General features: G+C 52.4%; 12 protein-coding genes and 1 pseudogene. 8 read left to right on the top strand and 5 right to left on the bottom strand.

Translation table 11 applies throughout. The features are described 5' to 3' along the window. Nucleotides 1-203, bottom strand: a 203-nt coding sequence (locus tag VGA08_03945; protein HEX9679744.1) for a hypothetical protein, incomplete at its 3' end; no start/stop codon positions are given. Nucleotides 204-251: 48 nt separating this feature from the next. Beyond that, nucleotides 252-746 carry a TrmH family RNA methyltransferase gene (locus VGA08_03940; GenBank protein ID HEX9679743.1) on the bottom strand — a complete coding sequence of 165 codons (495 nt, stop codon included), beginning with the start codon at nucleotides 744-746 and terminating at the stop codon, nucleotides 252-254. A gap of 54 nt (nucleotides 747-800) precedes the next feature. On the opposite strand from VGA08_03940, the gene VGA08_03935 reads away from it, so the two are divergent. The 4 genes and pseudogenes from VGA08_03935 (at nucleotide 801) to VGA08_03920 (ending at nucleotide 4,066) form a co-directional block, all read left to right on the top strand. Continuing rightward, nucleotides 801-2,423, top strand: a complete 1,623-nt coding sequence (locus VGA08_03935) for an ATPase, T2SS/T4P/T4SS family (protein ID HEX9679742.1) — start codon at nucleotides 801-803, stop codon at nucleotides 2,421-2,423. A gap of 94 nt (nucleotides 2,424-2,517) precedes the next feature. After that, a pseudogene (gene rplS / locus VGA08_03930) lies at nucleotides 2,518-2,850 on the top strand (50S ribosomal protein L19). A gap of 332 nt (nucleotides 2,851-3,182) precedes the next feature. After that, nucleotides 3,183-3,728 (top strand): ribonuclease HII, encoded by a 546-nt coding sequence (locus VGA08_03925; GenBank protein ID HEX9679741.1) that lies wholly within the window; start codon nucleotides 3,183-3,185, stop codon nucleotides 3,726-3,728. Further along, nucleotides 3,725-4,066: a YraN family protein gene (locus tag VGA08_03920; GenBank protein ID HEX9679740.1), complete on the top strand. Its 342-nt coding sequence runs from the start codon at nucleotides 3,725-3,727 to the stop codon at nucleotides 4,064-4,066. Before VGA08_03925 ends, VGA08_03920 begins: the two co-directional genes overlap by 4 nt. A 2-nt stretch (nucleotides 4,067-4,068) precedes the next feature. On the opposite strand, the gene VGA08_03915 is transcribed toward VGA08_03920, so the two are convergent. Continuing rightward, entirely contained in the window at nucleotides 4,069-5,427 is a 1,359-nt protein-coding gene (locus VGA08_03915) for a metallopeptidase TldD-related protein (GenBank protein HEX9679739.1), read from the bottom strand. Then, nucleotides 5,424-6,932, bottom strand: coding sequence for a TldD/PmbA family protein (locus VGA08_03910; protein HEX9679738.1), 1,509 nt, complete (start codon nucleotides 6,930-6,932; stop codon nucleotides 5,424-5,426). Before VGA08_03910 ends, VGA08_03915 begins: the two co-directional genes overlap by 4 nt. Before the next feature lie 138 nt (nucleotides 6,933-7,070). Between VGA08_03910 and nusA the strand changes: the two genes are divergently transcribed. The 4 genes from nusA to radA all read left to right on the top strand — a co-directional run bounded on the left by nusA (nucleotide 7,071) and on the right by radA (nucleotide 13,302). Further along, complete coding sequence (gene nusA / locus VGA08_03905; protein HEX9679737.1) at nucleotides 7,071-8,333, top strand: transcription termination factor NusA; 1,263 nt, start codon at nucleotides 7,071-7,073, stop codon at nucleotides 8,331-8,333. A 104-nt stretch (nucleotides 8,334-8,437) separates the two neighbouring features. After that, nucleotides 8,438-10,900, top strand: coding sequence for an ATP-dependent Clp protease ATP-binding subunit (locus VGA08_03900; protein HEX9679736.1), 2,463 nt, complete (start codon nucleotides 8,438-8,440; stop codon nucleotides 10,898-10,900). Nucleotides 10,901-10,950: 50 nt separating this feature from the next. Further along, on the top strand, nucleotides 10,951-11,910 hold the full coding sequence (locus tag VGA08_03895; protein ID HEX9679735.1) for a hypothetical protein: 960 nt from the start codon (nucleotides 10,951-10,953) through the stop codon (nucleotides 11,908-11,910). A 51-nt stretch (nucleotides 11,911-11,961) separates the two neighbouring features. Further along, nucleotides 11,962-13,302 carry a DNA repair protein RadA gene (gene radA, locus VGA08_03890; protein ID HEX9679734.1) on the top strand — a complete coding sequence of 447 codons (1,341 nt, stop codon included), beginning with the start codon at nucleotides 11,962-11,964 and terminating at the stop codon, nucleotides 13,300-13,302. A 35-nt stretch (nucleotides 13,303-13,337) separates the two neighbouring features. Here the strand turns inward: radA and VGA08_03885 are convergent, their stop codons facing one another. Continuing rightward, nucleotides 13,338-16,358 carry a transglycosylase domain-containing protein gene (locus tag VGA08_03885; GenBank protein HEX9679733.1) on the bottom strand — a complete coding sequence of 1,007 codons (3,021 nt, stop codon included), beginning with the start codon at nucleotides 16,356-16,358 and terminating at the stop codon, nucleotides 13,338-13,340. Nucleotides 16,359-16,390 lie beyond the last annotated feature (32 nt).

Genomic DNA, 16,390 nt, shown 5'->3' with positions numbered 1-16,390 from the left:
GAATTAGTCGAGCTGAGCAAACCGGAAATCGTAATGTTTGAAGCGTAACCTAGAACATGGGGTTGAGCATCGGTCTGTAAGGCCTGGCCGATCTGGGAAGCAATGATCAGCAACAAGGCGAAAGCCAAGCCGTGTCGACGGATGAGATGAGGCCGGTAACTGTTATGTCTATGAGGGATTAGTACTTGTTTTACAAAATGCATTTTTGATATCATACCATGAGCGTTTTGTGCCAAGCAACTACTTAGGGCTTATCGATTTAATAAACTGTAGACGGCGATAGCCGCGGCCGCCGCAACGTTCAGCGATTGCTTTTGCCCGCGCATCGGTATGGCCAGAGTTTGGCTCGATCGATCTAGCCAAAAGCGATCAACACCGCCAACTTCATTACCTAGAACCAGGGCCAGCTTAGCCGGCGGCTGGTAATCGTCGAGTTTGACGGCGCCGGGTGTTATTTCTAGGCAGGCGATAGTGAATCCCGACCGAGTCAAATCATCGACCAAGCGGGCCGGCAGATCAACCGGACTGAAGTCAACCGCCGATTGGCTGCCCAAAGCAGTTTTGGCGATTTTAGCCGAGGCTTTATTGGCTATATGGGGCAGACGCCGGTCATTTGCGATCGCCGGGTAAGGTGTTAGGCCGACACAGTAGATGTGGTTAACGCCCAATCCGGCGGCCGTGCGGAAAATAGCGCCGACGTTATGGGCGCTGCGGATATTATCCAGGATCAAAACTAACTGTCCCACTATCGGTCTAGCATACAGCTTTGATAGCACTTATGCTTTACAATATAGCCTTAAGTGGATCAAAACAACGACGCTAACCAGGAACTCAGAAGCTCCGAAGAGCGGGCGACGGCCGACCGGGCCGGCCGGCTTGGCTTAAAATACCAAGACAGCCGCGGTTGGACGGAGACGGTGGGACTTATCAAGGACTTCTTGACAGTGCCGGAAATGTACAACTTTCACGCCGTGCCGACGGCCGTCGATAGTGGACAGCTGGTGTTTGCCGTCACGATTAACACCCCACAGACGGTTTTAAAGCAGCTTAGAAGTCGGTTCTCGGACTTTAACATCAGCTTTTTGCTGGTTGCCGAGTCCGGCTATAAAGAGTTAATGCGGCGGCATGATCCGCCCCAAACTATCAGATACGAAGATATTGCTATTACTTCTCCCGGCCAGAGCCAGACGCTGGAAGATGTCTCAAAAACCCTGGAAACGGTCCGACCGGACGACGTACTGGACTATTTGATTAAACAAGCTGACCGATTAAGTGCCTCGGACATCCATTTGGAAAACGAAAAGGACTATGTCGGTTTAAGGTTTAGAGTCGATGGTACGCTTCACCCGGTCGCTCGTTTAAGTAAGGACAAATTCCGCCAATTAAGTTCTTCAATCGCGATCAGGTCTAACGTCAGCGTCAACGCTCCTGAACCGCAGACCGGTCATATGTCATCACAGATCGAGACCGGCGATGGAACCAAGGCTCTAAATATGAGAATCGAAACGGTACCGACGGCCAACGGCCAAGACGCTGTTATCCGGCTATTTAATCTGGATCGGCATTTGATGCAATTGGATAATCTTGGTCTGTCCGAGCGGCATCGCCAGCAACTGGAAGATATCGTTGAGCACCCGCACGGTCTGGTGATGGTGGTTGGTCCAACCGGTTCGGGCAAAACCACCACGCTTTACTCGATCATAGACCGGCTCAACCAATCGACCCGAAAAATCGTTACTTTAGAAGACCCGGTCGAGTATGCCTTTGAAGGTATCACCCAGATTCCGATCAAAGGCGACAAAGACCGCCAGGCATTTGCCGACAAACTGCGGGCGGTGTTAAGACTCGACCCGGACGTAATCATGATCGGCGAAATCCGCGACATCGACACCGCCAAAACTGCTATGCAAGCTGCCTTGACCGGCCATTTGGTGTTGTCGACCTTCCATGCGGCCGACGCGGCAACAGCTCTGACACGCCTATTGGAAGTCATCGGCCAAAACCCATTGTTTATAAACGCCATCAGGTTGATCGTAGCCCAGCGCTTGGCTCGGCGGCTGGATGACAATACCAAGCAAGCTTATCGGCCCGACGATGCCATAAAAAACCAGCTAAGGCCGATTATCGAATCGCTGCCGGAGGGTTATGACCGACCAAACCTCGATGAGATCGAATTGTTCAGACCGGTCGAGACCGCCGACACCCCGTTCGGTTACAGCGGTCGGATAATGATTGCCGAACAACTGGCTTTGACCCCGGCGGTGCTAGCCGCGCTAAATCGCGATCCATCCCGGGTTGAGACGGCCGAGATCCGGCGGGTGGCGGTCGCCGAAGGCATGTTGACAATGCCCCAGGACGGTATCTTAAAAGCTATCTCTGGAGTGACCAGCGTAGAAGAGATCTTCCGGCAAGTTGACGTCTAAACCTAAGTTTAGACGTCAACAGTGGGCCGTTTTGACTCGACCAGGCGTGCTCTATTGAATATCCGCCACCTCTGTGCTAAAGTACCGCGAGTCTATGCAAGATTTAATCAAGGCCGTGGAGGCTAAGCACCAAAAACACCAAGTTGTCGACGTCAAATCGGGCGACACGGTGCGAGTGCATCAAAAAATCAAAGAGGGCGAAAAGACCCGAGTTCAGGTGTTTGAAGGAGTAGTTATTCGAACAGATCGCAAAAACAGTCTGACCAGCCGGATTTTAGTCCGCCGCATTGCCAGCGGCGTCGGCGTCGAAAAGAGTTTTCTGTTACATTCCCCGCTGGTCGAGAAAATTGAAGTCACCAAGCGCAGCAAAGTCCGGCGCAACTACTTAAGTTATATGCGGGGCCGGGCCGGTAAGTCCGCGCGCATGACCGGAACGGAATTCGACAAGGAAGCCGTCAACACTATCGAAGAACAGCAGGCCGAGGCGGAAGAAGTCAGGTCAGAGTCGAGCGAGGAGCCAGAGCCAGATGAGACGGCCGTAGCTAAACCCGCCGCAAAGCCGGCGGTCGAACCGACCAAATCAGAGATAGAGGTGGAACCCGTTAAGAACGTGTCCGACGTATCGAAAACAGTAGCTGGCGACGACAAAGCCAAAGCCAAAAAAGCAAAGGCTGAAGCCTTTCGCCGCAAACACGAATAGACACCAAAGCCAGGCGCTGATTATAATAACGGACGTAGAATAGTCTGGGGGTATTATAAATGGAAATTGGCATCGACGAAGCTGGCCGCGGTGCCTGGGCAGGGCCGCTGGTTTGCGCGGCGGTCAGTTTAGACGGTCCAATAAGAGGATTGGCTGACTCCAAGACACTCGCCCGGGCGGCCCGAGAACAGCTGGCTGATATCATTCAGCGACGGGCGAGGGGTATCGGCCTGGGTATAATCGGTCCGATGACGATCGATAGACTTGGTCTGGCGGCCGCACTCAAACGGGCTTTTAGGCTGGCTTGGCAGCGGCTGGACGACAAGTCCCGGGCGGTGGTTATCGACGGTCCGATTGACTATCTCGGCCTGCCGCATTCCCGGGCGATTATCCGGGCTGACGGACAAATACCGGCTGTCATGGCGGCCTCGGTTATTGCCAAGGTTACACGGGATAAGATTATGTTCGATCAGACTCGGCGGTGGCCGAATTTCGGTTTCGATAGTCACGTTGGCTACGGTACCAAGCGGCACCGTCAAGCGATCGATCGCCACGGTCTCACGTCGCTCCATCGCCGTAGTTTTCGGCCAATGAGGCAGCTATGAGCACGGTCATCGGCCAACGGGCCGAAGCGGCTGCCGCTGACTATCTGTCCGGCCGCGGTTTTCAAGTGGTGGCCCGCAACTGGCGGACAAAGTGGTGTGAGATCGACTTAATCGCCGTGAAGGACCATAGGGCTTATTTTATTGAGGTCAAGTACCGCGGTTCAGCCCAAGCTGGCAGCGGACTCGATTATATTACCGCCGCCAAGCTTAGGCAGCTGAAATTCGCGGCCGAACTCTGGATCCAGGATCAGAGTTGGTCTGGGGAGTACGAATTAAGCGCTGTTGAGTTGACGGGCGAGCCACCCCGAGTGATCAATTTTTTACCCGGCTTAACCTAAACTTACAGAGCTTGACTGACTGAGCTCATATTAAAGTCGGCCACCCGCAGCGCCGGCATGATAGTCAGCGGGAAATAGTCACCGAATTCCCGAGCTAAGGTCGGTTGCGAATGACCGATTTCGGCAACTTGTTTGAGCATGGTAATCGGACTCATGTTGAATCTAAAGTTATTGACCGCGCCCTTGACTTGGCCATTTTCGATCAAAAAAGTTCCGTCGCGCGTCAAACCGGTCAACAACAGCGATTGTGGATCGACTTCTCTGATGTACCACAAGCATGTGACTAACAAACCGTACTTGGTTGCTTTAATCATGTCATCGGTATTAGCCCCCGCGTGTTCAAAAATTAGGTTAGGGATAAATGGCGTAGCCCGTTGATAGCCGTATTTTTTGACCAGGTAACGCGGGGCCAACAGGTGTCGTTGGACGCCGTTTTTGACCCAGTCGGTGCGCTTTAGTTCCAGCCCATTGTCAAACACCGATTCCTCCAAACCGGAAGAGAAGACGACGTTAAAGGGGGTTGTCTCCAGACCGGGTTTAAACGGATCGGAATAGATAGAAATATCCGAACTGTAGAGTTTTTGGCCGATCAGAGAGCCGCCGGCTTTGGCGCTATAAGCCGAATGACCTTCTTCTGCTAAGCGAGCCGAGCTCATCCAATAAGCAAACAGCAGCAAATCAGCCACGGCCGAAGACTCTAGTATGGTTTCATAACGTCCGGGTTTAAGTTTTATCTGTTGGCGCGACCAACCGGCTTTTAGTTTCAGGGTCTTATAAAGAGTGGCCGGGTCAGCTCGATTTATATCCTTAAACGAGCTGCCAGCCCAGACCGAACGCCTAAAGTCGGCCGACTTGGCATTGAGTTCGAGTTGACCATGTTGGTGCTCATGATGGCGCCTCAACCCGGTAGAAAGGCCCAAATTGTAACGGGTATTTTGGAACTCGCAGTAGCCGAATAACTCAAGCTTGTCACGGCCAGCTCGCTCAAATGTCCGGCCGAGTTTTGAGGTGAAGCCAGCCAGGCTGGGCTCTGCGCTTAAACGGTCTGTCGGCCTTGAGTCGGGAGTTTTTGCCAGCAGCGGCTGATAGTCTTTGGCGATTGGACTCTGACGAGCGGCCAGTTCGGATTTAGCCGCTAACTCGGCCGGATTAGTCAACTTGTCCAGACTGACAACGTAAGATCCGAATCGCTGGTTGATAATTGAGATGACGGCGGCGTAGGTGTGTTGGGAGGAGCCATTAGTAGTCAGACCGGTGTGGGCCCAACGCAGGTTGGTCTTGTTGTAATCTGCCACGATTACCATACACTCATCGGCCTTGGACTTATCCAGCACAGCGGAGATTATCTTTTGGGGAGTCATGCGGCGTTGGCCTCCGCGACCGTATTGAGCACATTGATCTGCTTAAATAAGGCTGCAGGCGAGCCATGGCTGACTGGCGCCACTTGACCCGGTTGGCCTTTGCCACAGTTAAAAGCGCCGCCGAGGACGTAAGTCGACATTCCGCCGACCTCGACCAATGAATTCCAGAACTCCAGCGTATTGGCTTGGTAAGCCACGTCTTTTAGTTGGCCGTCTAACCGACCATTCTTGATACGGTAAAATTGTTGGCCGGTAAACTGGAAATTGTATCGCTGCATGTCGATACTCCAACTATTGTCGCCAATGATGTAGATGCCGTTGTCAACGCCGGCGATCAAATCGTCGGTGGTAACATCCTTAGTGTTTGCCGCCAGGCTGACATTGGGCATCCGTTGCAGAGGAGCGTGGACGAAAGAGTCAGAAAAAGCGCAACCATTGGATTGTTTCAGCCCCAGCTTAGGCGCCATTTGGCGGTTAAGCTGATAACCGACTAGACGGCCAATTTTTATGATGTCCCATTTTTGGGCCTTAACACCTTCGTCGTCATAACCGATAGTAGCCAGGCCATTTGGTGTCGTGCGGTCGCCAGTAACGGTCATGGCGGCCGAGCCATACTGTAATTTGTCCAAATTATCGATTGTGGCAAACGAGGTGCCGGCGTAGTTGGCTTCATAACCGAGCGCGCGGTCCAGCTCGGTGGCGTGCCCGACCGATTCATGGATAGTCAAAAATAAATTGGTCGGGTCGATCACCAGATCATAGCGGCCTGGCGTAATGCTTTGGGCTTTGTGCTTAGCCGCCAATAGACTGGGTAATTGGCTGATTTCACCGGCGTAATCATATTGGGAGACAAACCGTTCCCAACCGCGGCCGGCCGGGGCGGCATTAGTTCTGATCGATTCAAATCGGCCGGTTTGGCGGTCAATGCTGGTAGCTTGCAAATTGCCTTGGACCCGGATGCGTTGCTGGGTAATGGCGCTGCCCTCAAGATTGGCATAAAATTTGTTTTCCAGCACCTGATCGACGTCGAATGACGTGTGATCAATATTATCGGCCTGCTGGGCGATGTCGGCCAAGGTCGAGAGGTGCTCAATCTTGTCTTTTAGACTAATACTGAACGGATTGATGTCATAGTCGGAAATGAAAGTGTCGACGTAGGTTGGTTCGGGCGCCAGCTCTACTCGTTCCTTTAATAGCGGCCGGGAGGCGTTTGCCACCCGTTCGGCCCGTTTAATAGTGGCTTTAACCGCGGCTGGGTCGAGATCTGAGCTGCCGGCAAAACCCCAGGCGCCGTCAATCAACAGCCGCACACAGTAACCTATCTCAACATCTTCAATATTGGTTTCAGCGTGGGCGTCACGTAAACGAATACTTTGGCGCCTAAGCCGCTCAAATCGAAAGTCGGCGTAGCTGGCACCAAGTCGGCGAGCTTCTGTCAAAGCTAGTTCAGCCAATTTTTCATACGGTAACCGCAAAAAATCATCAGTTAAATGGTGGTTTGACATTAGGGGCAATTGTAGCACGCCGACTGTTTGTTATCGGCTTGACTAGGGCGGCGTCTAAATGTTACAATCAACCTTGTACAGATCCGGCCGGCAGGTCGGGTTTTTTAGTTTAAAAAGCGATTTTTTAAGGAGTCAATTATGGAGATTCAAACTAAACAACTAGTGATGGCGGTCAAGCAAATCGCCGAGGAAAAGAACTTGCCGGAAGAAGTCGTTCACGACATTATCGGCCAGGCATTAGCCGCCGCTTGGCGCAAGGACTTTGGCGATAAAGAACAAGAAGTTACGGCCATGATAAATACCAACACCGGCGACGTAACCATTACTGCTCACAAGACCATTGTCGACAAAGTTGAGGATCCGGACATTGAAATATCAGTGGCCGATGCCCAGAAAAAGCGTAAAAGCGCAAAGTTGGGCGAGACGATTGAATTTAAGCAAAAGCCAACGTCATTCGGACGGGTGGCCGCCCAAACGGCCAAGCAAGTTATTTTGCAAAAACTGCGTGAGGCCGAACGAGAGGTTGTGCTCGAAGAATATTCCGATAAAATCGGCTCGGTCGTAACGGGTGTAATTAGCCGGGTAGAGCAACGTATCGTCCGTGTCGATCTGGGTCGCGCCAGCGGCATCATGCCTAAGAGCGAGCAAATCCCGGGCGAATATTATACTGTCGGCGGCCGGGTGAAGGTCTTCTTAAAGGACGTCGAGCGAGAAAATCGCGGACCGCAACTTATTTTAAGCCGAGCAAACGAACACTTTATCGAGCATCTGTTTAAAAATGAGGTCCCCGAAATGGAAAACGGAGCGGTTGAAATCAAGGCGATCGCCCGTGAAGCCGGTGTCAGAACGAAGATTGCCGTGGCTTCTACCGTGCCGGGAGTTGATCCGGTCGGTACCTTTGTCGGCGGCCACGGAACCCGGGTCCAAGCTGTCATGAGCGAGATTGGCGACCAAGAAAAAATCGACATCATTACTTATGATGAGGACACCATTAAATACCTTAAAAATGCCCTATCGCCGACCGAAGTGGCAGAGATTGTTCTGGACAAAAAGACCAAAAAGGCGGTGGTCAAGGTAGCCGAGGACCAACTCTCAGTGGCGATTGGCCGGGGCGGCCAAAATGTGCGGTTGGCGTCGAAGCTTGTCGGCTATGAAATCGACATTGAGGCTGTTGGTAGCGAAAAAGCTGTAAAAGCCAAACGGCCGAAGAAGAATATTGAAGACTCACTGTTAGCGGCCATCGCCAGCCAAGCCGGTGATGAAGCCGTTGCAGCAAACTTGACCGAACCCCCAACTGAGCAGTCTAGGGCAAAAGTAGCGGTCACAAAGACCCAGGAATCAAAGGCCTCACCTGCCAAACGGGTCAAATCCACCAAGGCGACTGGCCCCAAAGCCCAGTAAAAAAAGTCGTCCAACCCCGACAACTAGCACTCTTGACGAGGGAGTGCTAAATGCATACAATGATTAGGTCACTAATTAAATGAACGAGGGTATAATAAAAGCACATGCATCCGGCTAGTGAATTCGCAGATTTTCTTGGTCGATTAACGGATAATGCCCGCTCTTCGTTGAAGCACGCTGACTCGATTGCTCGAGGGCTGGGCTCGCCGTTTATCGGTACGGAACACATTTTGCTGGGAGTGTTAGCCCAGGAAACCTCATTCGCCGCCAAAATCCTGGAAGAATCCGGCGTGACGCTGAACCGCGCCAAGGTAGCGTTGAATCTCACGCCTAAGAGCTTGATCGTTAATACCGGCAGCAAAGGTTTGAGCGAAACCGCCAAGCTGACACTTAGAATGAGTTGGGAAATCGCCCAGGAGTTCAATCAGGAATTTTGTGGTACCGAACATATTTTATTTAGCATCATCTCGCAAAAAAACGCTCGGGCAACCAAGTTGCTGCAGGATATGAGTGTGGATATTGACAGCCTCAACACCGAGTTGGAAGGCTATCTCAACCGGCAACAGTTTGAATTTGACGGTACCGGCAGTTCGACTAAGAGTAAACGCCGCCGGGCCAGCGCGTTGGATTTTTTTGGACTCGATATTACCGACAAAGCTCACAAAGCAGAACTCGATCCGGTTGTCGGCCGGGACGATCAGATCCGCCGGGTCGTTACGATTCTTAACCGCCGCACAAAAAACAATCCGGTCTTAATCGGCGAGCCGGGTGTGGGCAAAACCGCGATAGTAGAGGGTTTGGCCCAACGGATTGTGAGTGAAGAAGTTCCTGATACTTTGTTGGATAAACGGGTGGTAGTGCTGGATTTAGCCGGAATGTTGGCCGGAACCAAATACCGCGGCGAATTTGAAGAACGGCTGAAACGAGTGACCAAAGAACTGGTGAGCGACAAAAATATCATTCTGTTTATCGATGAAATGCACTTGTTAGTCGGCGCTGGTGCGGCCGAGGGCGCGATCGACGCGGCAAATATCTTAAAGCCCAGCTTAGCCCGCGGTCAGATTCAGGTTATTGGTGCAACCACGATGGACGAATACACCAGATACATTGAAAAAGATGCGGCGCTGGAGCGACGCTTCCAGCCGGTCAAAGTGCCGGAAAACAATTTGATTGAAACTACGGCGATATTGCGCGAACTCAAAAAGCATTATGAAAAGCACCACGGCGTAACGATTGACGACGCCGTTGTACTGGAGACTATCGCTTACGCCCACCGTTATATAAACGACCGATTCATGCCAGACAAGGCAATCGATTTGATGGACGAGGCCGCGGCCCTGGTCCGGGTTGAGCGCGGCAAGACCAGCAAAGAACAGCGGCGCTTAAAGCGCGAGCTCAAGCTGATGGGCGAGCGGATGGAAGCGGCCGGTGAGCGCGAAGATTATGAGCGGGCAGCCAAGTATAAGCAAAAAATCAAGCAGCTGGAAAAACGGCTGGAAGAACAACAGGCTAAAAGTAACCAACGATCAAAGTTGAAAGTAACATCTGAAGACGTGGCCCAAGTCGTGGCGACCATGACGGGTGTGCCGGTGACCAGTATTAAAAAGAGCGAAGCTAAGTTTCTTACCCGGCTCGAAGCCCATTTATCTAAGTTCGTTATCGGCCAGGACGACGCAATCAAGGCCGTGTCTCAAGCGATTCGGCGCAACCGTTCCGGTGTCAGCGATAGCCAACGGCCGATCGGCTCGTTTGTATTTTTAGGCCCAACCGGTGTCGGTAAGACCGAACTGGCTAGGGTGCTGGCGCGAGAACTATTTTTAAGCGAAGAAGCCATGATCAAAATCGACATGAGCGAGTACGGCGAACGCCACACCGTAGCGCGGTTGATCGGTTCGCCGGCCGGGTATGTCGGTTATGAGGACAGCAATCAGCTGACCGACCGAGTCAGGCGACAGCCCTATTCGCTGGTTTTATTTGACGAAGTTGAAAAAGCCCACCCGGAAATATTCAATGTTCTGTTACAGATTCTGGAAGACGGCTATTTAACCGACGCCAAAGGCCGGCGTGTGGACTTTAGCAACACTGTCATAATTATGACCAGCAATATCGGCGCCGAAGCCCTGCAGCGGGAAGCGGCACTCGGCTTTCGGGCAAATCATGACGGTCAAAATTTACAGACTCTCCACGAAGAAAATGTCGAGCGCGTCCAGTCGGAATTGAAGCGAATGATGCGGCCGGAACTGCTAAACCGGATTGATAAAGTTATTGTCTTTAAAACATTGGGCCGACAGACCGTTCGTCGTATCCTCGATCTGCAAATCGATCAGCTTAACGGTCGGTTATCGGGCCGGCACTTGCTAGTCAAGGTGACGCCCTCGGCTAAAAAATTACTGGCCGAGTTGGGCTACGATCCAAAAAATGGTGTTCGGCCGCTGCGGCGGGTAATCCAAGACGAAATCGAAGACTATTTGGCTGGGGCGCTGCTAAGCGAGAAAATCGGCAAAGGCGACGTCATTAAGATAACGGTTAAGAAAGACAAACTGTCATTCGCACCAGTGGTGGGTTAAGGACTAAAGCAAAAGCTTCGTTTCGGGTCAGGACTTGGTACAATTACTCGGTGAAACAACGCGGCTTTATTCATCTGGCGGTCTTGCTCGTGACTCTGTTGCTCGGGCTGTGGGCATTTAATAATACGCGTGAAATCAGGGATTGGTGGACATTAAGGTTTTACGATCCACCCGCCGAGATCGCCAACCTGGCTGACAGAAGTTATTTAAGTAACGACGGACGGCGGTTGTTTTATGCCAGCCAACCAGAAATTAACAGTCGCGATGATTTTAATCTCAACTGTCCGTTTATAGATCGCAGTCTGGTACTCGGCTGTTATTCGCATGATAGAATCTATGTTTTCAAAGTGGAAGACGACAGATTAGCCGGGATCGAGGAAGTTACGGCGGCACACGAGTTGTTACACGCCGTCTATGCCCGGCTGAGCAGCGGCGAGCGCGAACGACTGAACCGCTTAACGGACGAGGCGCTCAAAACCGTGGACAATGAACGGTTCTTAAAGGCCGTGGAGGGCTACAGGGAAGATGACCCCGGCGCACTGCCAAATGAACTTCATTCGCTGTTGGGCTCAGAGATCAGAAGTTTGCCAGTCGAGTTGGAAGAGCATTATGCTAAGTATTTTACCGATCGTTTGCAGCTGGTTGCCCTAGCCGAAAGCTACGAGGAAGTATTTACTATGATCAATGACCGACTGGCTGGATTGGAGTCACAACTAACCCAACTGCGTCAGCGGATTTCGACGACCGAACAATCACTGGAATCACGAAAAGCCGAGCTCGATGCCGAAGAACAGCGCCTGAGCGCCTTGCGCCAGTCCGGGCAGATCGCTGCCTATAACGCCGCTGTCGGGGGGTTTAATGCCCAAGTCAACGGCTATAACGAGCTAATCGATAGCTACAAGGGACTGGTCGCTGACCACAACAAGTTGGTCGAGCAATATAATTCGGTGGCGTTAGAACAAAATCAATTGGTGCAGAGCCTAAATAGCAAGTTCCAACCGATCAATTAGCGGCTGAAGCTTAAGCTTTAGCCGGCTCAAAGGAGTTGCTATACTCAGTTCATGGCAAAATCAACGGTGAGGTACGCCTGTCAAAACTGTGGTGCCGTCTACGCTAAGTGGAGCGGCCGCTGCGCTAATTGCGGCCAATGGAACACGCTCGGCGAGCAGCTGGACGCGAAGTCAGCCGAAGCTTCGGCCGCAAAGTCCGGCCGGGCGATTACGCCCCAAGCGATTAATCAAAAGACTAAAGGCGTTAGTCCTCGCCTAACGACCGGCATCAGTGAAGTCGACCTGGTTTTAGGTGGCGGCATCGTGCCGGCTAGCGTAATTCTAGTCGCCGGCGAACCCGGCATCGGCAAAAGCACACTAATCTTAGAAATTGCCAATAACGTGGCCAGGCAAAAACCGGTGCTATATATCACGGCAGAAGAATCAATCGAGCAAGTTACCGACCGGGCCAAACGGCTTGGCTTGGCGGCCGGCAAGCTAGCGCTGGCTTCCAGCGCTAGCACAGACGATATTGTGGCGACGCTGCATGAGGGCGGCTATTCGCTGGTGATTGTCGACTCAATCCAAACTATTGCAACCGAGCAGGTCGGTTCCTCCCAGGGCTCCAGTTCTCAGATAACTAACAGTAGCCAGCTTTTAATCCGGGCCGCGAAACTAACCCAGACGGCGATGATTTTAGTCGGCCATGTTACCAAGGAAGGGACTATCGCCGGGCCAAAACTGCTGGAGCATTTAGTTGATACGGTCCTTAATCTCGAGGGCGATCGCTACGGCGGCTTCAAAATACTGCGCTCGGTCAAGAACCGTTATGGCTCGACTAACGAATCGGGCGTGTTTGAAATGACAGACAGCGGACTCAAAGCCATTGCCAACCCGTCAGCGGCGTTATTGGCTGAACGTCAAGCCAGCGACGGCTCGGTGGTGGTAGCTACTCTGGAAGGCAGCCGGCCGCTGCTGGTAGAGATTCAAGCGCTAGTCAACAAAACCGTGTTCGGCTACCCCAAGCGCACGGCCTCTGGTTTTGACCTCAACCGGTTGAATGTGCTGATCGCCATGTTGGAGCGCCGAACCAAGTTGAGCTTGAGCGATAAGGACGTGTATATCAACGTGGTGGGCGGGGTTAGGATTACCGAGCCAGCGGCGGATTTGGCCGTTTGTATGGCGATTGCTACCGCCGCCAAAGGGATGGCGCTAAAAGATGATTCGGTCGTGTTCGGCGAGGTTGGCCTGTCCGGCGAGGTCCGCCGGGTGCAGGGGACTGAGTCCAGGGTTAAAGAAGCCAGCAAGCTCGGCTTCAAATCGGCCATTGGCCCTAAGGCCGATAAAACTAATAGTTTTATTAAACCGGTATCTAACGTCCGGGACGCATTGAATCAGTTTTTATCAAAGTAACTTAGCCCCCAACTAGCAGCGATAAAAACGGGTCGTTAGTTGTCGACTTCAATATCGCGTGAGCCGGTAGCCAGTAGCTGATTACCAGCGCTCCTAGCCTCAACCGTGACGGTATAGTCGCCGTGGTCGACCTCATCGCTAAATGAAGCAACCGGGCCGAGGTTTTTGCAACCCCCAGGGAAGCCACACAACCGGTAATTGACCGTACCGCCAATCGCGTTCCAGCTCAAATCGACGTCACAATCACCGCCACCGCAGCTGTTCATAGAGTCGATGTTAATTGTTATGCCTTGGAAACTGGTGTTTTCGGTAGCCTCGTCGGAGTATAAAAGCTTGTCTACTACCTCTACCCGAACGGTGCCAGAAAAGCTCTTATTATAGGTGTATTGGGCCGAGTTGGTCGAGCAGCCGCTTGCGGGGATGGTGCAGGTTTTAACTAGCTCTCCGTTGACGTAGAAATTGACCTTGCCGTCGTTTAGTGGGTGGGTTCCGGCCGTATAGTCGACCGAAAAGTCACTCGATACCACGCTGAAACTGGTGATGTTGGGCGGGCTGTCGTCACAGTCATGAACGTCGTCTTTGTCTTTGATCTTGGTGGTGTTAGCGCTGTAACCAGCGCCTTTGGCCCAAGCGGCGAACATCGGGTCATCGGCCGGCAACTCCGGCGCGGCGCCGGTATTGGACACAACTTTCTTAGCCAGTTCCGGCGTGCAATCGGTGGCTAGCTTGTTGGAAACTGTGTCGATTGTAACTTTTTCGTTGTCCGAAGCCGGCACACCCTCAAACCATGATGCGGCGATGTCATTAATCACATTTTTACTGTTGGGCCCTGCATTGCGGCCGGTGGCGCGGTCGATTTTGACATTTTTTATACCTTCCGGCCGCTCAAAGGGAACGTCCTTTTTACCCTTGTGGTAATTACGCATGAATTCATTCCAAATCGGGCCGACCATCGGCTCGACGAAGGTGTACATCGGTTTGGAATCGTGGTTGCCGACCCATACGCCGGCCGTGACATGTTGGCTGTAACCCATCATCCAGCCATCGACTGATAAATCGGTCGTGCCGGTCTTGGCGCCGACGGTGTAACCCGGAACAACTAGGTTGCTACCGAGACCGAATGTTCCAGCCCGGGCCTGGTCGTCGGTTAAGATGCTGGTTATAAGATAGGCGATTTGCGGATCGATGACCTGCTCTCCTTCATCGTCTTTCCATTCTTTGAGGATCTCGCCTTGGCCGTTCTCGATCTTGAGTACGTAAGTCTGTGGTTTATAAACGCCGCCCCGGCCAAATGTGCCAAAGCCGTGAACGTGCTCAGAAACCTTGACCTCGCCAGCGCCTAGCACCAACGACAAGCCGTAGTCGCAGGTATCGCACAGCGATTTGAGCCCCATGGCCTGAGCTTCCTTAATAACATTGTCCACGCCAGCGATATAGAGGGCTTTGACGGCCGGAATGTTGCGTGAGCGGCCGATAGCTTCTCTTACCCGCATCGGGCCAGGGAATCGAAAGTCAAAATCGTGCGGCGCGTAACCATTAAAGTTGGTCGCGCTGTCCCAGATGATACTGCCCGGACTCCAACGGGGGTTTTTAAACATCTCGGCGTAGGCGTAAGGCTTAAAGCTAGAGCCCGGCTGCCGGCCGATCTCTGGCGTGGCGGCGTCATAGACACCGTAGTTTTTATAATTAAAGTCCCGACTGCCGACATAGGCTATGACTTGGCCGGATTTAGTATCCTCAGCTACCAGCGCGGCGTTGTCACCCATAGCGCCACCCTGGTTATAGCGGTGCTTAATAGCGTCTTCGGCCAGTTTCTGGGCCTTTAAATCGATAGTCGTAACTATTCTTAGACCGCCCTTGGTGACCGTTCCCTGGCCGTACTCCCTGACCAGATCGTCAATCACTTTTAGTACGAAGTGCGGCGCTTTAATGTTGCGGTAGGCGCTCCGCTTGCTCAGTGGTACGACCTTCTTTAAAGTGTCTTCACCTTTGGCCTCGTCGCCCTCTTGCGACGTGATGTAGCCCTGGTTGACCATTTGGTCGATTACATAGTGGGCTCGGCCGATAAGGTCATCGGTGTTTTGACCGTACGGCGAGTAAAAGGATGGCGCCTGAGGCAGTGCGGCAATTAAGGCCGCCTCATCAATAGTTAGATTTTTAGCGGACTTATTAAAGAAGCCATTTGCGGCCGCCTCGACGCCATATTCCAGCGCGCCGTAAGGAATTTGATTGAGATAGAAGCTAAGGATTTCATCTTTGCTGTACAACCGCTCGAGCTCGATCGCGAGAATCAACTCCTTAACTTTGCGGGTCAGGGTCCGATCGCTACCGACCAGCGCATTCTTGATAAATTGTTGGGTGATGGTAGAACCTCCCTGGGTCTCATCTGACGGGCTAAGGATATTGTTAAGAGCGGCTCTGGTCACGCCGGTAACAGAAAAACCGCCGTGGTGATAGAAGTCCTTGTCTTCAATCGCAATGGTTGCCCACTTGGCATAATTGGAAATCTGATCAAACTCAACTAGTACTCGGACTTGGCTGTCGGAACCATAGGTATAGAGCAGCGTCTTGCCGGTTCGATCGTACACTCTGGCGGCCTGTTCAAAGGTGATGTTGCGCGGATCTGGCAAGTCTTTTCGGAAGTAGGCAAAAAGGGAAATAACGCCCACCGCCGCTACGGTAAAGCCAATACCGGCGACTTTAAGCGCCATGATACCGCCCGTCCGGCTAAACCAATACTTAAAGAAACGCTTGGGGTGTAAACGGTAGGCCCAACGCTTGAGCGGATGCTTCGGCAGACTAGCTAAGTATTCGGCCCGCTTGCGCCGGCGCGACTCTGACTTGGTCAACCCGAGTCGTTTAGCCCGGCCGCGTTTGGTCAGATTAGCGTATTGCTTAAGGTTGGCAGTGGTGTCTTTGGCTTTGATTTTGCGGCCGTTGCCGACTAACCGGCTTAAGCCAACCTTAGTGGCTTTAGCTTTGCTGACGGCACGTTTGGAATGTTCGTTCAGCCATCTTTTGGCCGATTCCAAATCAAACCCCCGATAGGCGCTCATAGGTGGTTAAACTGCTCCAAAATTAACTTAGG

The organism is Candidatus Saccharimonadales bacterium, from assembly GCA_036397795.1.
Classification (GTDB): Bacteria; Patescibacteriota; Saccharimonadia; order Saccharimonadales; family DASWIF01; genus DASWIF01.
The sequence above is the reverse complement of the archived record's forward strand: the minus strand, read 5'-3'. Positions and strand labels throughout refer to the sequence as shown.